Origin of the sequence: Pseudoxanthomonas sp. LjRoot143 (genome assembly GCF_964252945.1) — a bacterium.
In the GTDB taxonomy this organism is placed as follows: domain Bacteria; phylum Pseudomonadota; class Gammaproteobacteria; order Xanthomonadales; family Xanthomonadaceae; genus Pseudoxanthomonas_A.
In genome coordinates this window covers 1,544,458-1,565,191 of the sequence record NZ_CAXUPM020000001.1, presented here as the reverse complement: position 1 = coordinate 1,565,191, position 20,734 = coordinate 1,544,458, and the positions used below count along the sequence as shown (strand labels likewise).

At 62.1% G+C, this 20,734-nt stretch carries 19 protein-coding genes and 1 pseudogene; 10 read left to right on the top strand and 10 right to left on the bottom strand.

Going from position 1 to position 20,734, the window contains the following annotated elements:
• The first annotated feature begins 127 nt into the window (after positions 1–127).
• The 3 genes from ACSQ1W_RS07340 to ACSQ1W_RS07330 all read left to right on the top strand — a co-directional run bounded on the left by ACSQ1W_RS07340 (position 128) and on the right by ACSQ1W_RS07330 (position 4,801).
• The gene (locus ACSQ1W_RS07340) at positions 128–1,753 is read left to right on the top strand and encodes a carbamoyltransferase C-terminal domain-containing protein (RefSeq protein WP_436042597.1); all 1,626 of its coding nucleotides are present in this window, start codon (positions 128–130) and stop codon (positions 1,751–1,753) included.
• Positions 1,754–1,823: 70 nt separating this feature from the next.
• Entirely contained in the window at positions 1,824–2,672 is an 849-nt protein-coding gene (locus ACSQ1W_RS07335; protein WP_436042595.1) for a glycosyltransferase family 32 protein, read from the top strand.
• A 17-nt stretch (positions 2,673–2,689) separates the two neighbouring features.
• Positions 2,690–4,801 carry a family 16 glycosylhydrolase gene (locus tag ACSQ1W_RS07330; RefSeq protein WP_436042593.1) on the top strand — a complete coding sequence of 704 codons (2,112 nt, stop codon included), beginning with the start codon at positions 2,690–2,692 and terminating at the stop codon, positions 4,799–4,801.
• A gap of 217 nt (positions 4,802–5,018) precedes the next feature.
• Here the strand turns inward: ACSQ1W_RS07330 and ACSQ1W_RS07325 are convergent, their stop codons facing one another.
• Positions 5,019–5,339 carry a hypothetical protein gene (locus ACSQ1W_RS07325; protein WP_436046272.1) on the bottom strand — a complete coding sequence of 107 codons (321 nt, stop codon included), beginning with the start codon at positions 5,337–5,339 and terminating at the stop codon, positions 5,019–5,021.
• On the opposite strand from ACSQ1W_RS07325, the gene ACSQ1W_RS07320 reads away from it, so the two are divergent.
• The 5 genes and pseudogenes from ACSQ1W_RS07320 (at position 5,221) to ACSQ1W_RS07300 (ending at position 11,329) form a co-directional block, all read left to right on the top strand.
• Entirely contained in the window at positions 5,221–5,577 is a 357-nt protein-coding gene (locus ACSQ1W_RS07320; RefSeq protein ID WP_436046141.1) for a GNAT family N-acetyltransferase, read from the top strand. The genes ACSQ1W_RS07325 and ACSQ1W_RS07320 overlap by 119 nt on opposite strands.
• 418 nt (positions 5,578–5,995) lie before the next feature.
• Positions 5,996–6,766 carry a trehalose-phosphatase gene (gene otsB / locus ACSQ1W_RS07315; RefSeq protein WP_436042592.1) on the top strand — a complete coding sequence of 257 codons (771 nt, stop codon included), beginning with the start codon at positions 5,996–5,998 and terminating at the stop codon, positions 6,764–6,766.
• Positions 6,759–8,069: pseudogene (locus ACSQ1W_RS07310) on the top strand (alpha,alpha-trehalose-phosphate synthase (UDP-forming)); the annotation flags it as partial. The gene otsB and the pseudogene ACSQ1W_RS07310, both read left to right, overlap by 8 nt.
• Before the next feature lie 92 nt (positions 8,070–8,161).
• Positions 8,162–9,214, top strand: a complete 1,053-nt coding sequence (locus ACSQ1W_RS07305) for a glycosyltransferase family 4 protein (protein ID WP_436042590.1) — start codon at positions 8,162–8,164, stop codon at positions 9,212–9,214.
• Positions 9,215–9,217: 3 nt separating this feature from the next.
• Positions 9,218–11,329: an amylo-alpha-1,6-glucosidase gene (locus ACSQ1W_RS07300; protein ID WP_436042589.1), complete on the top strand. Its 2,112-nt coding sequence runs from the start codon at positions 9,218–9,220 to the stop codon at positions 11,327–11,329.
• A 4-nt stretch (positions 11,330–11,333) separates the two neighbouring features.
• Here ACSQ1W_RS07300 and ACSQ1W_RS07295 read toward each other — a convergent pair whose 3' ends face one another.
• From ACSQ1W_RS07295 to ACSQ1W_RS07285, 3 genes are all read right to left on the bottom strand, one after another.
• Positions 11,334–13,208 carry a mechanosensitive ion channel family protein gene (locus tag ACSQ1W_RS07295; RefSeq protein ID WP_436042588.1) on the bottom strand — a complete coding sequence of 625 codons (1,875 nt, stop codon included), beginning with the start codon at positions 13,206–13,208 and terminating at the stop codon, positions 11,334–11,336.
• A 17-nt stretch (positions 13,209–13,225) separates the two neighbouring features.
• Complete coding sequence (locus ACSQ1W_RS07290) at positions 13,226–13,468, bottom strand: hypothetical protein (protein ID WP_436042587.1); 243 nt, start codon at positions 13,466–13,468, stop codon at positions 13,226–13,228.
• 659 nt (positions 13,469–14,127) lie between these two features.
• The gene (locus ACSQ1W_RS07285; RefSeq protein ID WP_436042586.1) at positions 14,128–14,469 is read right to left on the bottom strand and encodes a helix-turn-helix domain-containing protein; all 342 of its coding nucleotides are present in this window, start codon (positions 14,467–14,469) and stop codon (positions 14,128–14,130) included.
• A 264-nt stretch (positions 14,470–14,733) separates the two neighbouring features.
• On the opposite strand from ACSQ1W_RS07285, the gene ACSQ1W_RS07280 reads away from it, so the two are divergent.
• Positions 14,734–15,405 carry a hypothetical protein gene (locus ACSQ1W_RS07280; RefSeq protein WP_436042585.1) on the top strand — a complete coding sequence of 224 codons (672 nt, stop codon included), beginning with the start codon at positions 14,734–14,736 and terminating at the stop codon, positions 15,403–15,405.
• Here the strand turns inward: ACSQ1W_RS07280 and ACSQ1W_RS07275 are convergent, their stop codons facing one another.
• The 6 genes from ACSQ1W_RS07275 to ACSQ1W_RS07250 all read right to left on the bottom strand — a co-directional run bounded on the left by ACSQ1W_RS07275 (position 15,406) and on the right by ACSQ1W_RS07250 (position 19,274).
• Complete coding sequence (locus tag ACSQ1W_RS07275) at positions 15,406–15,627, bottom strand: hypothetical protein (RefSeq protein ID WP_436042583.1); 222 nt, start codon at positions 15,625–15,627, stop codon at positions 15,406–15,408. It lies immediately after the preceding gene.
• A gap of 68 nt (positions 15,628–15,695) precedes the next feature.
• Positions 15,696–16,091 (bottom strand): H-NS histone family protein, encoded by a 396-nt coding sequence (locus ACSQ1W_RS07270; RefSeq protein WP_436042582.1) that lies wholly within the window; start codon positions 16,089–16,091, stop codon positions 15,696–15,698.
• 145 nt (positions 16,092–16,236) lie between these two features.
• The gene (locus tag ACSQ1W_RS07265; RefSeq protein ID WP_436042581.1) at positions 16,237–16,482 is read right to left on the bottom strand and encodes a hypothetical protein; all 246 of its coding nucleotides are present in this window, start codon (positions 16,480–16,482) and stop codon (positions 16,237–16,239) included.
• Positions 16,483–16,710: 228 nt separating this feature from the next.
• Positions 16,711–17,556, bottom strand: a complete 846-nt coding sequence (locus ACSQ1W_RS07260; RefSeq protein ID WP_436042580.1) for an endonuclease — start codon at positions 17,554–17,556, stop codon at positions 16,711–16,713.
• A 7-nt stretch (positions 17,557–17,563) separates the two neighbouring features.
• A complete protein-coding gene (locus ACSQ1W_RS07255; RefSeq protein ID WP_436042579.1) occupies positions 17,564–18,811 on the bottom strand; it encodes a Y-family DNA polymerase in 1,248 nt (415 codons plus the stop codon).
• Positions 18,795–19,274 carry a LexA family protein gene (locus tag ACSQ1W_RS07250; protein WP_436042577.1) on the bottom strand — a complete coding sequence of 160 codons (480 nt, stop codon included), beginning with the start codon at positions 19,272–19,274 and terminating at the stop codon, positions 18,795–18,797. Before ACSQ1W_RS07250 ends, ACSQ1W_RS07255 begins: the two co-directional genes overlap by 17 nt.
• Before the next feature lie 533 nt (positions 19,275–19,807).
• On the opposite strand from ACSQ1W_RS07250, the gene ACSQ1W_RS07245 reads away from it, so the two are divergent.
• Entirely contained in the window at positions 19,808–20,416 is a 609-nt protein-coding gene (locus tag ACSQ1W_RS07245; protein WP_436042575.1) for a DNA-3-methyladenine glycosylase, read from the top strand.
• Positions 20,417–20,734 lie beyond the last annotated feature (318 nt).

Genomic DNA, 20,734 nt, shown 5'->3' with positions numbered 1-20,734 from the left:
TTCGGGGGAAGGTGTGCGGTGGCGCTCGAAGCCGAGATGACTGAGCACCTGGGGCACGAGAAGCATGACCCGGTGACGAACGGCGGGGTGACCTGTCTGCCCAACATGGCCACAAGGTGGATGAAGTATGCGAATCTTCTCGTACAACCCAGGCCACGATGGCGCCGTCGCCCTTCTTCAAGACGCCCGATTAGTCTTGTCCATTGAAGAAGAGAAGGATTCGAACTATCGATACTCTCCGCTATCTGGCGCGAACATCCTCAACGTTATCGGCGAAATGGACGATGCTCCTGATGTAATGTGTGTCGGAGGATGGTGGCCACGCGATCATCATGAGTTTCTTCACAGATCGAACCGAAATGCTGGGTATAAGGGCGTCGCCGCAACGGACGTGCTCGTGGGGCAAACCCGGTTCATGAATCGAGCAGTGAGATATTTTTCGTCGTCGCACGAAAGGTCCCACATACTCTGCGCCTTTGGGATGTCACCGCTACCTAAAGGCACACCTTGCTACGCCTTAGTCTGGGAGGGTGGCATCGGGGCCTTCTATGAGATCGATGCTGCATTCAATATCTCGCTAGTCGGTGACGTGCTAGACCAGCCGGGCAATCGATACGGGCTCCTCTACGGCTTAGCCGATCCGACCTTCGCCAAAGATCGACCCTATCCTCGCCTGTCCGACGCCGGGAAACTCATGGCGCTGGCATCTTTCTCAACCAGGAGTGAGCCGACGGTCGATGAGAAGAGGTTGCTCAGTTTCCTGCTGGATCGTCCTTTCCAGGCGTTGAGTGCGTACGAAGAACTATCCGATGCCCCGCATCGCGATGCCGGCTTGGATGACCCCGAATTTCGAAACTTCGTGGGCATCTACAGCGATGCAATCTTCAACAGATTCTATTCATTTGCGCAGAACAATCTGACCAAGGGTCGCCCGCTAGTGATTGCCGGTGGTTGTGGCCTCAACTGTGACTGGAACAGTCAGTGGAGGGCGACCGGCTTCTTCTCTGACGTGTTCGTGCCGCCCGTCCCCAACGATTCGGGCTCCGCTATAGGGACGGCGATCGATGCCCAATTTCACTTCACGGGGAATCCGAAAATCGAATGGAACGTCTACAGCGGACTCCCGTTTCGCAACGACGGGCCTGTCGACACTGAAAAGTACGAGATTCACGACACCACGCCCGACGAGATCGCCGAGCTCCTGGAGAGCGATTTCATTCTTGGGTGGGTCAACGGACGTTACGAGATTGGTCCCCGCGCGCTAGGCAACCGATCTATCATTGCTGCGCCATTCCGTGAAACCACACGGATAAGGCTTAATGCGCTCAAACAGCGCGAGTCATTCCGCCCTATCGCACCGGTCTGCCTGCTTGACGAGGCCAAGAGGTGGTTTGGCAGCGACCAGGCTAGTCCATACATGCTGTTCACTTACCGGACTGCGACAGAAGCACTTGCCGCTGTCACTCATGTTAATGGCACAGCCAGAATCCAGACAGTAACCGCCGCAACGAACGGGCCGATGCATGACCTACTCAGTGCGTTCCGGTCGCGCACGGGCTACGGCGTCTTGTGCAACACATCCTTGAACTTCAATGGTCGTGGCTTCATCAACAACCTTCGCGATCTAGACACATATGCGTGCGAGCACGATTTGGACGGATTCGTGGTCGACAGTCGCGTTTATTTGAGGAAGTCCTCCAGCCATTATCAGGCATACATGAGCGCGACTTCTAATCAGAGCGAAGCACTGTGAGTCATTGCCTGCCGCGGCCGGGTCATAAGGCATACCGCCTGCACGCTATCGATCTAGATTGTGGCCTTTCATGATCACGATCGGAGGTTACCCGCCTGGATTCGAGGAGGATGACCGCCTACGTTCGGCTTTCGTGCGCGAGCTGACACTCCATGTGCTGCGTCACCCGGCAATGGCAAAGGTTGACGGATCGAAGAATGCCGTAAGTGTGCCCCGAACTTTGATCAGGTACTGGCACGATCCCAACGAAATTCCAGATGACGTCACCGCATGCCTGGCCAGTTGGGACCGCTTGCATAGCGAAGGCTTCCAGTTCCGGATGTTCAGCGACGCTTCGGCCGCAAACTACATCGCCGAGCGATACGACCGACGTCACCTGCAAGCCTTTGCACGTTGCCGGCACCCGGCGATGCGTTGCGATTATCTGAGATTGTGCTTTGTCCTTGCCGAAGGTGGCCTGTACGTCGATGCGGACGATGTTCTGCTAGGCGACCGTTGGAGAACACTCTTCACCGATGATGCGTTGAAGTTACAGCCGCTTTGTTACGACATCGCCTCAGCCGCCATGATTCCGGCTTCCATGATATGGCAAAGCGATTTGCGGACGGCGGATCGGATCTTCTATGTCAACAATGATCCACTTGCGGCACCGGCCGGCCACCCCGTTCTGAAGCGCGCACTCGAGCGCGCGACCAACAAGCTCCTCGGCGACGATCCGCGTCCAGAAATACAGTCGACCACCGGCCCCGGAAACCTGACGGCCGCCTTGGTGGCACATGCATGCGAACTTGTGCTCTCCTACGAACCTTTGGACTTTGTATTGCTGGAGGACTGGGATGCCATTGCCGAAACGCGGTGGGACCTGAGTTACCGGGGGGACGCTCGTAACTGGCGCCACATGGATGCTCTGGATACATAACGCCGAAAGGAATAGTGATGAACATCAGGGACGTGTCGGGTGCATTTAGCAGGCTAATCTTCAGCCTCTCGCGATCGCTGGTGAGCCTCCTCCCGGCAAGGCGCATCCTTGCCTTCGGCATGGGCGAGGCGCGGATCGGGGCCATCATGGTGATTAATCTCGACCGCCAGCCGCAGCGATGGCAACGTGTATGTCGCGAGCTGGCTCGTTTTCGAACGTTTGAGGGTACCTCGCTGCTTTCGATCACACGACGTTTGGCCGCCGTGGATGCGCGTGACGGCCGAGCTGTCGCGGCTACTGGCGATGTCGACACGATCTACCGTATTGGTGACCAGCTTCACGTTCAACCTGACCCTCGACTGTTGGCCTGCTTCGGCCCAGATGAACTGGTCAGAATGACGCGTCAGGAAGTCGCGGTTGCGAGATCCCACGTGGAGGTGTGGAAGGCCATCGTGGCCGGCGCTGACGATTACGTTCTCGTGCTCGAAGACGATGTCTGGTTCAGACGCGACGCCGCCACATTGATCGATCAGGGATGGAGCGCCGCCCACCGCCACTGCGGCGCCAACGAGGGGCCCAAACTCATCTATTTCTCCTACGACGATGCCGGTGGCACAGCGGAGCGAATCAATCTGGATGACGTGGTGTTTCGGCCAGTGCGAGGCTTATGGTTTCTTTCTGGCTACGTTCTTTCTCGCGAGGGCGCTGCGACCCTATTGCGAGCCATGCCCGTGGTAGGTCCGGTCGATCTTTGGATGAATTTTCGTTTCGAAGCGTTAGGCGCGCTCGCGCTACATTCTCCCGTCATTTTGCAACGACAGGACGCTGGCTCGGACAATTCCTACTCCATCCTTCCCTACTTGGCGCGCGCCGGGACCATCGATGCAGGCCCGGCTCCGGGTCCCCCCACTCGAGATAGTTTCGGGCCGCTTGTTGCCTGGACGTCGGGCGGCTTGCACGAAAGTCTCGCCATGGCGCTGTCGATGCTGGGATTAAGGGTGCGGGTATATGACGGCGATGAGGAAGAGATCCAGGCGCACGATCTCCCCCTTCTGTTTGGAACCTTCGACGCGATCGTTGACCCGCCGCTCGCCCCTGGCGCGCTGTCTACGACGATCGCCGATTCTAAGGTCAAATTTCTGCTGGAATCGCCGCCATTAGCGAGCAGGTTCGGACGTCTGCCGAATGCTCGGACACTTATCCTCTCGCCGGATGCCTCAAACGGTGATCGATGGCTGAGTATCTGCGCCTTCCTTGGGCTTGACCGGCCTGCCGAGGCATTCCCCATGGGCGCGGAACGCGGATTACGTGTTTTCAGAGATGATCGTTCTGATGCTGCTCGACGGGCTCTCCCCGACTCAATCCGAGGAAACGCGTACCGACTGGATCCTTCGCCTTGGGTTTTGCCACCGCGTAGCGATTGGCGACCATCCCCTCCCAGCGCAGAAATAGCACCGGATCGCGGACAGTGTCTCGCGGACGCAACTACCGCGCGGGATCGCTCTCCGTTTCGGACGCTCGTCGAAACCTTCCCAGGAAATCTGGCTTCGTTCGGGATGGAGGGCGTCGTACACCAGGATGACGGGCTACACCTGACCCTGAGCAAGGGCAACGCCGTGGGTGGACGACGTTACCGCTCAGGCGCGTTCGCCTCCATAAACGCCTTTGGGCACGGGCGCTTCGAGGCCGTTATAAAAGCAGCTTCTGGCCCAGGCCTAGTCACCGGATTCTTCTTGCATCGCAGCCAACCGCGCCAAGAGATCGATATCGAACTCGCGGGTGGCGACCCCACAGGCATGCTGGTCAATGTGTACTTCAATCCCGGCGACGAGGGGGCGAACATGGCGTTTGGCTATCGTGGCACGCCATGTCGCATTGAGCTCGGGTTTGATGCGACGGAAGAGTTTCATCGCTACACGATCGACTGGCGACCGGGCTACATTGCGTGGTCGGTGGACGGAAGGGTGGTGCACAAACGAGTGGGATGGGACCCTACGCCGCTGCCGCACCTACCCATGTGTTTACACGCCAACTTGTGGGCTCCTCGTTCCGAGGAGCTCGCCGGGACGATTGATGAGATGGCCCTGCCCTCCACAGCAATCTTCAGGCATGTGTCTGCCTGGTCCTAATGCAGATCACGAAAGGTCGTTAGGTGGTACATCGTGCCAAGAAACCCTCTCTGGGCTACCCCCGATAAATCTTCCTAATCCCCTGCCCCGCCGATGTCCGCTTCCGACCCATGGCGGACCCGAGCCAGAAGATCACGCCGCACTGATGCTAATTTCCGTTCTCGACGAAGTAAGGTCGAAGCATTCCGTATCTGTCCCACCCCAACGTCGAACCGGCTTAATGAAAATCGAACACGTTGAGCGAATCGCGCCGCAGGTCCTCGCGGAGGCGGATTTCTCCTTTGAGACAGAACACGAGGCCGTCCCTCCGTTTGACGGGTCCGGAATGCCCGTAGATCGGCGCACAAGGGCTTACGGCCTCGACAAATCGCTGTAAGAGTCCGATTCTGCTACGGCTCGATTGCTGCTCGCGGCGAATGATGGCAGCCAGCTTGCGGGCTATCTGCTCGCCACCGTTGGATGGAAATGACTGCGCGAACATCGATGGCATAGCTGTTTCACGTCCGTACCGACGCGCGGGCGTGGGCAGGCGACTCATGGACGAAGCGGTTGCCTGGGCGGCGGGCATGAACTTCCATGCCATCCTTCTCGAAACTCAATCTTCTAACGTCTCGGCTTGCCGCTTCTACGTGAAGTACCGATTTGTTCTAAGAGGGGGCGATCGTTATCTGTACAGCCAGTGGGGCGACGATGTCAGGAGCGATTCTGACTTGTATTGGTACCTGTTCTTACCCCCCATCGTTCTCACGCATGTGAACGACAGCTTTTGGCTGTAAGTGGATATAGCAGCCGTCATGACAGCTGTAGGCCAGACACAGACTGATGGAAGCCCTGTGAAACGCGGCCGACCGCTCAAGCAAGTTGGACGACACTGATTGCTGCTCGTTCAAGGCGGCACATAGCCCCGCGCTCCAGTTCGGAAGAACCCGCGTCGCGCCTCCGAATGAATTCTTGATGAATCGATCGCGGTGGCTACCATCCTCGGACGCGCCATCGAAATGTCGCGATGTCACCGTGCAGCAGAAGAGGGGAAGTCGCACGCAGCGACAACCAAGGTGAAGCACTTGAGGAGACGCTTCCCGCCAGCGACCCTGTATCACCGTTCATTCCCCAGACGCGCGACTGAATACCCGACACCACGCGTTTACATTTCACTGCACATTGGTATCACGCCATCGCTTCTAGATTGTGTTCATGACCCCAGACGATGGCGACCGAACTCCTCCTTCTCCCCGCGACGATTGGGCGCTGTTCCTCGATGTCGACGGAACGCTCACCGCTCATGTGGCACGCGCCGATGCCGTGGTCCTCGACGCGCGCGTCGCCACGATCCTGACCGCGTTGCACGACAAGCTCGATGGTGCGGTCGCCTTGGTGACGGGACGCAGTCTCGCCGCACTCGACGCCTTGTTCCACCCGCAGGTCCCCGCACGCGCCGCAGGGTTGCACGGACTCCAGGTCCGACCCGCGCCAGCCGATTCCGCCTGGACGCCGATACCGGCGCATTGGACGATGGAGGCCGCGGGCATCGTCGATCGTTATCCGGGTGCGCTGATCGAATCGCACGGGCCGTGCCTGTACCTGCATTGGCGCGCCCACCCTGCGGCTGCGACGGACCTTGCCGCGTTCGCGCAACGTCTTGCCGCCGCTACCCCGACGCATCAACTGCATGTCGGGGCGCACGGCATCGAAATCAGGCCGCGGGGCATGGATAAGGGCAAGGCCATCGCAGCCTTCATGGCACACCCGCCATTTGCCGGCCGTCTTCCCGTGTTCGCGGGCGACGATCCGGCCGACGAGCCTGGTTTCCAGGCCGTCAACGCTTTGGGAGGCATCAGCATCCGCGTCGGCGCAACACCCAGGCCCAGCGCTGCACGATTCACGCTCGCAGATCCCGACGATGTCCTCGCGTGGCTGGCCCACGACGACGCGGAGCACCATTTCAAGGAGAAACAACGTGAGTAGATTGTTCGTGGTATCCAATCGCGTCGCCTACCCCGGCGCGGTCCATGCAGGCGGGTTGGCGGTCGCGCTGCACAGCGTGCTGAAGCAGCGCCGCGGCGTGTGGTGCGGCTGGAGCGGCGAGTTCGGCGAAGCGCCGCCGCGCATGCAGATCGGCGACGGCATCCGGTTCTGCCTGCTCGATATTCCCGAGCAGGAGTTCGATGGGTACTACCACGGGTTCGCGAACCGCGCGCTCTGGCCCCTGCTCCACTATCGCGTTGACCTCATCCATTTCGACCGCGGCGAGTATGCGCACTACCTAGCGGTCAACGACCGCTTCGCCGGTGCATTGGCACGCGAACTGCGCGCCGACGACGAAGTCTGGGTGCACGATTACCACCTCATTCCGCTCGCACGGTCGTTGCGCGCACGCGGACTGGGCCAGCGTCTCGGCTTCTTCCTGCATATTCCCCTCCCGTCGTGGGACGTCCTGTGCATGCTGCCGGACCACCGTGAACTGTTCTCCGCCCTGGCCGAGTACGACCTGGTGGGCGTGCAGACGGACGCGGACGCCGACAACCTGCGCCGTTACTTCGACACCATGGGCATCGACGCGCGCACCTGCGTGGTCGAAGCCTTCCCCATCGGGATCGATGCCGCCCAGGTCGCGCGCGATGCCGTGTCGGCCAGTGGTCGCGACGCGGTCGCATCGCTGCACCGCAGCCTGGCGGACCGTCGGCTGGCGATCGGCGTGGATCGCCTGGACTACTCAAAGGGTCTTCCGGAGCGTTTTCAGGCATTCGGCAGCTACCTCGACAGCCACCCCGCCGATGTCGGCCAGCTGACCTACCTGCAGATCGCGCCGCCGAGCCGTGAAGATGTTCCGGAGTACCGGGCCTTGCGCGAAGATCTCGAACGTGTCGCTGGCCACATCAACGGCCGGCTGGCGCGTCCGGATTGGACGCCCATCCGCTACGTCAACCATTGCTATCCGCACGATGTGCTGGCGGGCTTCTACCGCGCCGCCGACATGGCGCTGGTGACACCGTTGCGGGACGGGATGAATCTCGTCGCGAAAGAATACGTCGCCGCGCAGGACCCGCGCGATCCTGGCGTACTGGTCCTGTCGCGCTTCGCCGGCGCGGCACAGGAGCTGACCGACGCGCTGCTGGTCAACCCGCACGATGCCGGCGACATGGCGGACGCCATCGCGCAGGCCCGGACGATGTCCAAGGCCGAGCGCGTCAAACGCTGGTCGGCCATGTACGAGACGCTCCGCACCAACAGCATCGGTGCCTGGGCGCAGGCCTTCCTGGCGCGGCTCCACAAGGAGTCGCGACCAGTGCCCGGCGCGCTGCCGCAGCTGTCCATGCCGGCGTCGGCTGCCCTGCTGCCGGTCAGCGATGGAGCACTGTCATGAGGATCGCGCAGATATCGCCCTTGTTGGAATCGGTGCCGCCGCAGCTCTATGGCGGCACCGAGCGCGTGGTGTCGTACCTCACCGAGGCGCTCGTCGCGCGCGGGCACGACGTTACCCTGTTCGCCAGCGGCGACTCGTCAACCTCGGCCAGGCTGGTCAGTTTCCGCGATGTCGCCTTGCGCTTGGACCCGGCACCACTGAAGTCGGCGGTGGCCGCGCACATGGAGATGCTGGACGGCCTTCGCGAACGGGCAGATGAGTTCGACGTACTGCATTTCCACATCGATCTTCTGCCCTTCCCCTTCTTCGACGACATCGCACACAAGTGCGTGTTCACCCTGCATGGACGACAGGACAAGCAGGATCTGCCGAAGGCCTATCGGCGCTGGTCGCAGTTTCCGCTTGTCTCGATCTCGGATCATCAACGCACGCCGATGTCGTGGGCCAACTGGTGGCAGACCATCCATCACGGCATGCCGTCTTCCCTGCTGCTGCCGCCCATGCAACCTCGCGGCGACTATCTGGCTTTTCTGGGACGCATCTCGCCCGAGAAGCGGCCCGATCGGGCCATCGAGATCGCCCGGCGCGCGGGCCTGCCGCTGCGGATCGCCGCCAAGGTCGACGTAGCGGACAAACGCTACTTCCACGAGACGATAGAGCCGATGCTGGCCAGTGGCGGCGTGGAGTTCATCGGCGAGATCGATGACGCCGGCAAACCCGAGTTCCTCGGCAACGCCGCCGCCCTGCTGTTCCCCATCGACTGGCCCGAGCCGTTCGGGCTGGTGATGATTGAGGCGATGGCGTGCGGAACCCCGGTGATCGCATGGCGAGAGGGCTCCGTGCCGGAGGTGGTCGACGAGGGCCAGACCGGCTTCATCGTCGACAGCATTGAAGAGGGCGTCGCCGCGGTCGGACGTTGCCGGGATCTGAACAGGACGGACGTGCGCCGGCACTTCGAGCGGCGCTTCGACGTGAATAGAATGGCGGCCGACTACGAGGATCTCTACCTGCGGATGGCGGAGGGCACGCCTCGACGCCTCAAGGCCTGAGGCATGGAGACCAACGAGTCCGTCCCGCTTGCGCGCTACGTCCTCAAGGACGGCGACAGCTTTCTCGTCGCCAACAGCGTGGGGAACATCGTGGCGCCTGCCGAGGGCTTCTTCGTCCACGACACACGGATCGTGTCCCGCTACGAAATGTTGTTGGGCGAGCAGGAGCCGGCACTGCTTAGTTCGGCCGTGACCCAGGACAATGTCCTGTTCGTCGCGCATCTGACCAATCGCGCGTTGTCTGCAATCGACGAGATGGGTGCACCCGAAGGGCTGATCCATATCACGCGCAGCCGTTTCCTGTGCCGGCAGCGGATGTTCGAGCGCATCACCTGCATGAACTACGGCAACCTGCCGGCGCGCCTGCCGCTGCGATTTCGTCTGGATGCGGACTTCGTCGATATGTTCGAAGTGCGCGGCAGCCGTCGGCCGGCGCGTGGCCGCCTGCTCGGGCCGGAGAGCAGCGAGTGGGGTTATGCGTTCCGTTACGAGGGGCTTGATGGCGTGCAACGCACGTCGTCGGTGCTGTTCTCGCGCCCCCCTGCGCAACCCGAGCCCGGTTGCATGGAGTTCGTGCTGACACTCGCGCCCGGCGCATCGGAAGAACTGTACACGGAGATCGGCGCTGACCAGGAAGCCACCCCGGCACGCCAGCGCTACCGCGATGAAGCGTCCGAAGCGCGACGCCACATGCGCCGTCGGCAGCGGCGCGGCGCCCGGGTGTCCAGCAGTGGTCCGCTGTTCGACCAGTGGATGCGGCGTTCCCGATCGGACCTGGCGCTGTTGACCAGCGAACTGGAGACCGGTCCCTACCCCTACGCCGGCATTCCGTGGTTTTCCACGCCGTTCGGCCGCGACGCCGTGATCACCGCGATGCAGACGTTGTGGCTGGACCCGGGGCTGGCCAAGGGCGTGCTGCGTTTCCTGGCCCGGCATCAGGCGAAGGAAGAGTCGCCGTTCCTCGATGCCGCGCCGGGCAAGATCATGCACGAGACGCGCAAGGGCGAGATGTCCGCGCTGAAAGAACTTCCGTTCGGCCTTTACTACGGTGGCGTCGACACCACGCCGCTGTTCATCGCACTGGCAGGCGCCTATCTCCGTCGTACCGGCGACCTGCAGACGATCAAGGAACTCTGGCCGGCCCTGCTCGCCGCCGTCCAGTGGATCGAACGCGTCTGCGATGCGGACCCACGCCGCCTGCTGGTGTATTCCCGCGCCAGCGATCGCGGGCTGGCCAACCAGGGATGGAAGGACAGCGGCGATTCGGTGTTCCATGCCGACGGCAGGCTCGCCGAGGGTCCCATCGCGCTGGTCGAGGTGCAGGGGTACGCCTACGCGGCACTGCGGACGATGGCGGAACTGGGCGAGCGCTGGGACAGCCGCGCCTCCGCGCACTGGGCACGCCGGGCGCAGGAGCTGCGCTTCACCGTGGAGCGCCATTTCTGGATGGACGACGCGGCCTACTACGGGCTGGCGCTGGATGGCGACGGTGCGCTATGCGCCGTGCGCACCAGCAATGCGGGGCATCTGCTGCAGTTCGGCCTGCCGCCACCGGAGCGCGCATCCGCCGTGGCGGACCAGCTTATGTCGCCGGCCTTCTTCACCGGCTGGGGCATCCGCACCGTCGCACGCGGCGAAGCGCGGTTCAATCCAATCTCCTACCACAACGGTTCGGTGTGGCCGCACGACTCGGCGATCTGCGCCAGCGGGCTGGCCATGGCCGGCGTGCGCGGGGCCGCGACGCGGCTGTTGCGCGGCGCCTTCGAAGCGGCGGTCCACTTCGACATGCGCATGCCGGAGCTGTTCTGCGGTTTCGCCCGCACCCAGGGCGCGCCGCCCGTCGCCTATCCGGTCGCGTGCCTGCCGCAGGCATGGGCGGCGGGCTCGGCGTTCATGCTGCTGCAGGCCTGCCTGGGCGTGGAAGTGGACAGCGCAGGCAAGACCATCCATGTGCATCGCGCCGAACTACCTTTCGGCATTCAGGACGTCACCATCAACGACCTTGCTGTCGGCGATCAGCGGGTCGACCTTGTGTTCCGCAGTGCAGGGAACCGGGTGGCGGCGTTCGTGGAGGGCGATCCCCTCGGCACCGTATCACTGCAGGTGCGCACCTGACCCATCAGGCCAGTGCCACCCCACTGGCCTGCAGGCGTTGTACCAGCACATACAGCACCTCCGCGCGGATACGGTTGACCTGGCGCGGCCCGTCGACATAGGCAGAGACGCCGATCCACACCTTGTTGTCCTTGATGTCCTCCAGTTGCACCTGGGGCGCGGGTGCTGACTTGAGCTCCCGCTGTTCCAGCACCACCTCTCTGATGATGTCGACCACCTGCTCGATGTTGGCGACGGCCGGCACTGGCAGCACCAGCTTCACCAGCCCGTCTCCGGCGGTGAAGGTCCGGTTGCGCACGGTCTTTGTGATCAGCTCCGAGTTCGGCACGAGCACCGTGGTGCGGTCCGCCAAGGCGATCTCGGTGGCGCGTACATTGATGCGGCGCACGTCACCCTCGGCATCGCCCACGACCACCCAGTCGCCAACCTTGACCGGTCGTTCGATCAGCAGGATCAGGCCGGAAATGAAGTTCTGCACGATCGCCTGCAGGCCGAAGCCGATGCCCACGGTCAGTGCACTGACGATCCAGGTGATGCGGTTGGCCTCCACCCCCAGCGCCCCTAGCGCAAGCCCGATGCCGACGATCACGCCGACGTATTCGACCAGCGTCGTGACCGACGTCTGCACGCCGGCATCGAGACGGGTGGTAGGCAGCAGGCGGGATGACATCCAGCGCGCCAGCAGGCGCGCCGCGACAACGGCCAGCGCAAGTACGAGGACCGCGCGCAGCAGTTGCACCGGACTGAAGCTCAGGTTGCCCAGACGCAACCGCCCGCCCTCGTCGAAGATGCGGCCGAACAGATCGTCCGGACCCAAACCGTAGGGCGCGCTCAGCAGCATCAACGCCAGGCAGGCAACGACAAGCGTCATCACCCCGCCCGCCAGCACCACCGCCTGCTGCAGTCGCCGCGTGCCGAGACCCAGGCGGCGCGACCAGTGCATGAGCCCCTCGCGCCGGCCGGTCAGCAGGTCGCTGGCGTCGCGGATCGTGCACCATGCCAGCAGCAGCCAGCCCAGCACGACCAGGCTCCACAAGGACTGCTTGGCGACGAAGGCGGCGAGCGCGACATAACCGGTCAGCAGCCCGGCAACCACCAGGAACAGCAGGACCCAACCGAGCAGCACGAGGGCCCGCGCGACGTGGACGATGCGGCGCTGAGCCACCTGCCCGTTGTCTTCATACGTGCCCAATGCCCGGGCGCTGCGCGACAACAGGAACGCGATCGCCAGTGCGAGCACCGGCACGGATGCGAACCGGGCAGCCCCGGCCATCGCCGGGGCTGCCGGCCCCAGCAGCGCGTACTGGTCGAACAGGGCAGCGGCCAGCAATGCGAAGGCGACTACGTAGGGAGCCGGTTGCAGGAGGCTGGCGCCGGGCCACGCAGGCTGCCCCGCGCTTGCGATGCGCAGCAGACCCCGGCCTGTCGCCGTGATGATCGCCATGAGCGTCGCCACCGCGACGAGCGTACGTGCCATTGCGCGCACCGCGGGATCCGGTTGCGCCGCCCATACGAAGAGCTGCAATAGCAGGGACGCTGCGAGCCAGGCGACCAGGCCGCCGAGGACTACGGTCACGAGGGCCGACAGTGACTCGCCCAGGCGGTGGCCGCTCCAGCGGCTCAACATGCGTGTGCGCACCGCAGGCAGCAACCACTGCCGGACAGCCAACAGCAGAGTGCCGAGCACGACAGTGCCGACAAGCAGAAGCGGCCACTGCGCGGCGGCCTCACTCAGCGCGTCGTGCCATAGACGGGCCGCGTCGCGCAGGCCTTCACCGATCCGTCGACTGCCGGCCACCAGATCGCCCCACAGTAGTCGTTCGCCCAGATCAGGGGTGGAAGGGAACGACGAAGGCGTGCGCGCGGGCGCTGACGACATCCAATCCATGCAGTGGCTCAACAGAGCGACAGCGGGCCACGCTCCGCACTGAGAAGATACGCGAGCTGGAACTGGCGCAGACGTGCGGCGCGGAAGCCGTCGTCGGCGTCGCCGTACTCGCGGATGCAGGTCTCGCTGCGGCGGTACAACGCTTCGCGCAGCAGTGGATCGGTCTCCAAGCGCAACAGCTCATGTATCCGCCACTGCAGGCGGTCCCATACGTCGTCGTCCCGAGGGGACGGCAGCGATAACTCGGCCATGCTGACTCCGGCGGCGAGGCCGCTTCGTGTCGATCATCAGGGAGAGGTGCGCCGCAGTCCGCAGGGCACTGCGCTCAAGCGGACCGGGCACACACATGTTTTAGCGCAGGCGACGCGAACGAGATGTCAAGAAAGGGCATGGCCCGCGACGGTGCAGCGATCGCGGAACCCGGACCTCTCCGCTGCGTCGCCAGTGCCCGTCTTCCTATATGAACGCCGCGCATTCATCTCACTAACGTGCGTTTTGCATGGTCGCTCGTAGTAGAGGACCTTTCTTCCATTGCTGACCGCCTGAGCCTCCGCGGAAAATATAGGGCAAACGTTGAGCCTAGTTGTTCTACTAATGATCCGAAGAGGACTCTGCTTAGTTGGGCGTTGTGGTGGAGTCCGGCCATGATCTTGTTCGGTCCAATGGGTGCGTCAAAGATTCGCACTCGACTGCAAATGATGGGGCGCTTCGGCACTCGATTCGCATCTTCTGCCCCGTAGGCTCGCCTCATGCCATAGTCGCCGTACTTTGCCTCCGGCTCCAAATCGAGACGGCTGGTAGCAATTCATCACTTACAGCAGGACGGCCACAATCTATCAACAAAATGACGGCTTGGCGGACGGGGCAAGGAACAAGACCCTTGCGGGACAGACATATTACCGATGTCTGCCTAGCGCGATAATTTTCGGGTGCCAGTGGCCGGCTCAATGCTCTTAATTAAGGCCTTCTTTTTACTGAGTGAAAGCTCATTCCACTGCAGCAGGAGTTGAGCCAGAAGCTCGTCTTCAGTGAAGAAAAATGCTGCCGGAATACCTAGCACGTCCGCCAGCTGCTTGGCTGTCTTGAGTTGGGGCTCATGCTTACCCCGTTCGTACTGGTTGATACGCGGTGAGGCCACGGCGGGATCCAAGCCGGCCAGTATGCCGAGCTGTTTTTGGGATAAGCCGGCCCTTTCCCGAGCAAATGCTAGCCGCCGTGAGAAAACCGGGTGTTCAACCGTCCGCCTGGTCACTTTCGCCCCCTCAAGGAAGGCATAAGGATGGCGAAGTGACGCACGCTTGGATACTAAGATATTCTTAGAGGGTAGGCAACGCGACAAGACCCCCTGCCTCAGCTGTGAGCCCCTTTCGACCGGTCTGTCGGATCCATGAAGAGAACAAAGCCGGCTCGTACCACCTCAGTGCGCCCGGATGCGCCTCATATCCTCGATGTGGCGCACTTGGGGGGCCGTGGCGCCTTGTATCTCCTGGCACTGCTTCAGGCCCACCACTCCCCCATGCGGCTGGCCCCGACCGTCGAGGGTACGCACGCCGTGCTCACGGTGCTTGCCACGCTGGGCCTGATTCGGGTCGATCTGCCCGGTCAGAGCGAGGGCTATCCGGTAGTAGGCGCTGACAAACACACGTGGGCCTACACCTGGGCGCATGCACCGTTGGAGGAGGTGGAGGGGGAACTGCGGCAGTTCCTGCTCACTGAGGCAAGAAACCCCGCTTTCGCTCCGGCTTGGTTGGGGGTATGGCAGGAACTCCTACCCCAGGAAATCTATGCCTACCTGCAACATCAGCTACGGATTCACCACTTCGGTGACTTCTACTTGGCAGGGCTGCCTTCTCTGCTGGAGCCCAACGATGCGCGCTACAGCTTGGGCCATTGGCGGTATGCGTGCTGGGCCACGGTGCGGAGCATGGCGTCGGTGTCGCTGCAGTACCCAGGAAATGTGGAGATCGTCAAATACACCCTAACGAGTGAGTTGCCGCGGCGACTCAAACTGGCTCAGGGATCCTACGAAGGCAAGCTGTGCTTCTCCCCCTCGCACTCCTTACCGGACAGTGCCCTCACGCGCGTCTTTTCATCGGTGGCGACCCCGCTAGAGGATCAATACTGGATCGCACCGCCTACGCTGCAGACGATGCTTGCGGTGCTCAAGCTACCGGAAAAGCCCGGATGATCAGGGCATTCGGCCCCATCGCTGGGTCCGCGCTTCTCTCAACGCCGCGTGCTCGGCGGCATCTTCGCTGGGATGGAATCCCACCGTAATTCCGTGAAATCGTGCCGAACCAGCACCCGTGGCAAAGCTATAGCGGGCCTGCCAATAGGCAATGCCAAAATCTGTCCGCCTTTGCTCGACGCTCAGTTCAAGCGCCGCCCCATTATCGAGGATCGTCTTCATGGTTCACCGACGAAAAAACGCCTCCCGTAAAAATTCTAAAAATAGCCGATGACTAATTTCAAGCCCTCTCATCCCGGAAACTTCGGGAACTTCTCGTTCGGATGGCGGGCCTTCCACTCTTTGTAGGCCGCTGTCCCCTCCCACGCGGTAAAGGCGCGTGGCGGGCGCCCCCTGCCCGTCCAGGTTTCACGGGAGTGGGGTAACCAGTACTTGGGCGCGACCTCTTTGCTGGTCGTCGTTTTTTTTGCTCGTCCCGGGCTACTACCACCCACAGCCGTCACGATCTCGGCTTTCTGCTTGGCCGTGAACACACTCCCGTACTGGGACAGCAGACTGATCACCTCGTTGTAGGCGTCAGTGGACTGCTGCTGGCGCAATTGCACCTCCTGCTCTTCCAACTTCCGCAGCTCCTCTTCCAGTTTGGCTTTGGCAGTGGCGATAGAATCCAGCGTCTGTTTGCTCATCAAGCTTCTCAGAATGCGAACGGCTTGTTCGCCCTGCGACCAGTGTAGGACATAAGCGCACCGAACCCCCGTCTAACAGCGGCAACCCCTAGCAGGCCGAAACTAGCTTCGACTCTCAGCCGAGGCAGGGGCCAAGCACACGCTTCTAGAAACTCCGATATGTCCATGCGGAATAGCCGGCAAGCATGATGTCCGCTACACGCTGATCCATCAGGACAGCACCATTCATGCGCATATGATCTTCAATAAACTTGCGACCCGCCGTATCACGCGAAAGAAAGCGCATATCCGGCTCTCGCTCCCCGATTTCCGAAGCATGCGATGCAGGAACAGGCGCATCGGCCGGACATACGAAGTAGCCACCGTCCACACGGTAGAGGTTCAATCTCATAGGTTCACTGAGCGGTTCCCGTCCGCGAAAATGAGCTGCTGCTGCCAGCTGATCCCACGGTAGCAGACGTCTAAGACGCCTACCTGAATTATTCAGCTTGGCCGTCTATCGGCATAGCCTCGCCCCGGACCCCGCTTGCCTGCGTGCCTGCTAGCGTGCGGGGGACGATAGTTGCCGTCGTGATCAATTTGGTGAAGTGCGCGCTAGGGAGGCGCCCTCGCCTATTTGTCAGAGGGTCTTAATTCGCAACTGGCCACTGATGAGCGGTTTAGCAAGGATGTGGTAGTCATCCCGATCGAACTGGCGATCGGTGAGTGTGAGCTGCCGCGCCTGTTTGAGTGTTCGCGCACTGCCGCAGTAGCGCCAACGATCGATGACATGAAGCTGTCGTCCGCCTTCATCTCGCTCTTCCACTGCAATGCGTCCTTGATACGGCCATTTGGCTACCTCGATCGAGGTCAGTGCTGCACGTAGACGCGCGTCGTGCACCTTCCCGTCCTCCTTACCGCTGCACACCCCCGCGCAGCGGCCGATCGTGGATCGAAAACACGACCGTCCGCCCAACGTCCTCTCAATCCCAATACGCGCATAACAGAGGCTATGTTCGTCAGCCAAGGTCCGCAGCGCCTCAACTGCCCTGATCTTGCTCCCAAAGAGACCGTAGAGGCCCTCACGCAACGAAAAATCCGATTCATTGGAATAAACAAAGCGCACCCCGGCAAGATCCAATGCAATCGAGCAAAGCCGCTGCAGGCGGCGCAACTTCTTGTTGTAGAGGGGCTGGAGGGCTTTGATCTGCTGCGATTCCAGTAGCTGTGCCCCCAGATCTCCCGCCGTCCTTACGTGCGTGATCGACCGGGTTTGCACGAGCAGGCGCGCCTCCTCAGGGGTACGAAGATGGTTCATCACCCGGGTACGGATGTTGACGCTTTTGCCGATGTAAAGCGGGACCGATTGACCGTCGCCATGAAAGTAGTAAACCCCGGCCGCACGCGGCAACGCGTCGACCTGCGACTGCAGGTGAGTCGGATACTGGTAAGGAAAGCGGTGACGCTCTTGAGATCTGAACAGCATGGCGGGCTTAGCAGAGGGCTCGAGGCAGATCACGGGCACAGGTGGTATAGCAAGGCGACAGCATCTGCTGACGCATTCCCCACACCGGTTTGACCTGCCATCCGCTGGCACCCAGGCCTGCCACGCCGCGACCGAACTTGCGATTGATTTGATCAAGGGTGGCCATCAGGCGGTCATCCCCCACGATGGCCGCTGTGAAGAGATCACCTTGCAGGTCGCGGGGCTTGGCCAGATCCGTCAGCGTCACGCCGGCCTTCTTGTAGCCGTAGCCGGCTCGTAGCATGCCTATCATCAATCGGCGGATGGCGCTTAGCACTACGCGGGAGTCCGAGGTTGCGCTCGGCAAGCTCGCCATGCGCGTTGGGTTGTGTTGCTTGAGCTCAGGTCTAAAAGCATCGGTCTGCGCAAACACCCCCACGGCCGATGTGACCAAGCCACGTCGCCTCAGCTTCTCGCAGGCGCGCACGGCAAACGTGGCGGCGGCCTGGGCCACGGCTTCATGATCCTCTACACGATCCGCAAAGGATCGACTGACAAGAATCTGCTGACGATCCGCCTCTACCTCTTCCAACGCCATACAGGGTTGACCTTGCAGCTCCCGCTGGGTGCGTGTCATCACAACGCCGAAACGCTCCAGGATCAGGTCGGTGGGGGCATCCCGCAATTGAGCTGCAGTGGCAATGCCCAAGCTTGCCAGCTTCTCCGACCAGCGTCGGCCCACACCCCAGACGTCGCCTACTGGGAAATGTTCCAAGGCCCGCGCCTGCTGATCTAGGGTGTCGAGTACGACCACACCCGCGCCGGCCTTGGCCATCTTGTTCGCCAGCTTGGCCAGGGTCTTGGTCGGTGCCACGCCAATACAGTTCGGAATGCCCGTCCAACGGTGCACCCTCTGGCGTAGCCCCCGACTGAAGGCCTCAGGATCGGCAATCCCTGATAGGTCCAAAAACGACTCGTCAATGGAGTACACCTCCACCCGCGCTGCCGCGTCGCGCAGTACCGACACCACCCGGGCGCTCATATCGCCATACAAAGTGAAATTGGCCGAGCGCACCACCAGTTGCTTTCGCAATGGAGGGGGCACCAGGTGAATCGGATGTCCCATCCGGATCCCAAGCGCTTTGGCCTCGGCACTGCGCGCAATGGCGCACCCGTCATTATTGCTAAGCACCACCACGGGCTTGGCCCGAATACCCGGATCAAATACGCGTTCACAGCTAGCGTAGAAGTTGTTGCCGTCAACCAGAGCGAACACGATGTCGTCCTCGGTGTACCTGACGGGCCACACTGACGACGGCGAAGACCTCGGCCTCGGTGCCGGGCGCCAGAACGATAGGGGCGTAGTGGGGATTGCGGCTGTGCAGCTCCAGATGATCGGCGCACACCTTCAGGATTTTGCAGGCAGGTTGGTTGCCCTCCCAGATCGCGATGACCAGGTCGCCATCAATAGGTGTTACCGATCGATCCACCACCAATAGATCGCCATCACAAATGCCTGCGTGCAGCATGGACCACCCTTCCGCGCGGTAAAGGAAGGTGGCCAGCGGATTGCGCACGAGCATGTCGTTCAGGTCGATCGTATCGTCTTGAAAGTCCTCCGCAGGCGAGGGAAACCCCGCGCGAGCGGCCGCCGCGGCGATGGGCAGTGGCACTGGGATGGGATCGATGGTGGCCGCTCCCAGACGGTGGGCAAGCGTGTCAGTAACGGTGTTCAACATGGGGCGCATCCTCTTCCTCGTGCGTCGCACGATGCGAGACGCTGCGCCCAAGGCTAGTCAGCGTCCAACGCGCCCGCTATTAGTATTTCGCTGAACGCGCCCAAGGCGTTGATCCACTTCGAGGTGATCGGTGTGTGGAACGCCGAAGCGCGGTGGGAAGCGGCGTTTCACGCGCAGGGGAAACTTGACGCTACCTGCACGCTACCCGCCCTAGCGTCAGGTCTCTGACCTCCTCGCCGGAGCTTACCCGTGACCTGCGATCCCCTGCCCCCTAGCCCATTCGCCTGGCGCGAAGAGGGCCCGCGCTGGGTACTGACCATGCATCAAGTGCCCTTGGCTCAGGTGGAGCCGGCCGGACACGCCTGGGTGGTGCGAACCCTGCTGCATCAGGTTGCCACGGCCACTGAGCCGCCTTCCCGTATCGCGGTCCCCTCCCTGCAGCGGGGTAAAGCGTGGCTGGCCCGCTGGGCACAATGCCACCGCGATGCCATTGCGGCTGCCGTAAGTGCCGCAATGGCCGTGCCACAGCGCTCATGACCCGGAGCCCGCTTCCCAGGGAGTTCTATCAACGTGACCCGCGCGAAGTCGCTCCTGAGCTGTTGAACAAGCTGATCGTTGTGAGTGATGGACGTGCTGGCCGTATTGTTGAGGTGGAGGCTTACTGCGGTGCCAATGATCCGGCCGCTCATACCTATCGCGGCAAGACACAGCGCAACGCCACCATGTTTGGGCCTGCAGGCCATCTGTACGTGTACTTCAGCTACGGAATCCACTGGTGTGCCAACACCGTGTGTGGCGAGCCGGGAGAAGGCGTTGGCGTATTGCTTCGCGCAATTGAACCCGTGCAGCGGATGGACGCCATTCGCCAGGCACGTGGCAACCTGCGTCGAGATCGCGAACTGGGCAGTGGACCGGGTCGCCTGGCTCAAGCCTTGGGCATTACCGGTGAGCTCAATGGCGCCGACCTGGTCACGCGTGACAGCGGCGTATGGTTGATCGATGACGGTATGCCACCACCGGCCACTCCCGCTGCGACACCCCGCATCGGCATTTCCAAGGCGGTGGAGCATCCTTGGCGGTGGCACGTACCTGGCAGTACTCACGTCTCCAAGGTTCGCGCGGCTTATCGACGCAGCACATAGCCATGGCGCGGCCTCTCCATTGACGCTACATCCACGTGTTTTGCGGCACGTTCCCGGTCTGCCCCCGTTCTGGAGACTGCCATGACAGTCAGCAACAAGCTGCCCCCGGACTTTTTCTGGCAGCAGGATCACGATCAGCACACGCTCTTCCTGGACACGGTCGCGCTGGCAAGGGTCGCGCCGGTGGGCTTGGGGTGGCGAGTGGACACGTTGCTAGAGGTACCTGGTATCCCACCCCAGCAGGTAGCTGTGCGGCATGCTGACTATGGGAAAAGTTGGGCGACCCGGTGGGTGCTGCAGCGACAAAGAGCCGTGGCC

Coding starts and splice junctions, on each gene's coding strand:
- ACSQ1W_RS07340 (WP_436042597.1), top strand. CDS start 128: ATGCGAATCTTCTCGTACAACCCAGGCCACGATGGCGCCGTCGCCCTT.
- ACSQ1W_RS07335 (WP_436042595.1), top strand. CDS start 1,824: ATGATCACGATCGGAGGTTACCCGCCTGGATTCGAGGAGGATGACCGC.
- ACSQ1W_RS07330 (WP_436042593.1), top strand. CDS start 2,690: ATGAACATCAGGGACGTGTCGGGTGCATTTAGCAGGCTAATCTTCAGC.
- ACSQ1W_RS07320 (WP_436046141.1), top strand. CDS start 5,221: ATGGCAGCCAGCTTGCGGGCTATCTGCTCGCCACCGTTGGATGGAAAT.
- ACSQ1W_RS07325 (WP_436046272.1), bottom strand. CDS start 5,339: ATGAGTCGCCTGCCCACGCCCGCGCGTCGGTACGGACGTGAAACAGCT.
- otsB (WP_436042592.1), top strand. CDS start 5,996: ATGACCCCAGACGATGGCGACCGAACTCCTCCTTCTCCCCGCGACGAT.
- ACSQ1W_RS07305 (WP_436042590.1), top strand. CDS start 8,162: ATGAGGATCGCGCAGATATCGCCCTTGTTGGAATCGGTGCCGCCGCAG.
- ACSQ1W_RS07300 (WP_436042589.1), top strand. CDS start 9,218: ATGGAGACCAACGAGTCCGTCCCGCTTGCGCGCTACGTCCTCAAGGAC.
- ACSQ1W_RS07295 (WP_436042588.1), bottom strand. CDS start 13,208: ATGTCGTCAGCGCCCGCGCGCACGCCTTCGTCGTTCCCTTCCACCCCT.
- ACSQ1W_RS07290 (WP_436042587.1), bottom strand. CDS start 13,468: ATGGCCGAGTTATCGCTGCCGTCCCCTCGGGACGACGACGTATGGGAC.
- ACSQ1W_RS07280 (WP_436042585.1), top strand. CDS start 14,734: ATGCGGCTGGCCCCGACCGTCGAGGGTACGCACGCCGTGCTCACGGTG.
- ACSQ1W_RS07275 (WP_436042583.1), bottom strand. CDS start 15,627: ATGAAGACGATCCTCGATAATGGGGCGGCGCTTGAACTGAGCGTCGAG.
- ACSQ1W_RS07270 (WP_436042582.1), bottom strand. CDS start 16,091: ATGAGCAAACAGACGCTGGATTCTATCGCCACTGCCAAAGCCAAACTG.
- ACSQ1W_RS07265 (WP_436042581.1), bottom strand. CDS start 16,482: ATGAGATTGAACCTCTACCGTGTGGACGGTGGCTACTTCGTATGTCCG.
- ACSQ1W_RS07260 (WP_436042580.1), bottom strand. CDS start 17,556: ATGCTGTTCAGATCTCAAGAGCGTCACCGCTTTCCTTACCAGTATCCG.
- ACSQ1W_RS07250 (WP_436042577.1), bottom strand. CDS start 19,274: ATGTTGAACACCGTTACTGACACGCTTGCCCACCGTCTGGGAGCGGCC.
- ACSQ1W_RS07245 (WP_436042575.1), top strand. CDS start 19,808: ATGACCCGGAGCCCGCTTCCCAGGGAGTTCTATCAACGTGACCCGCGC.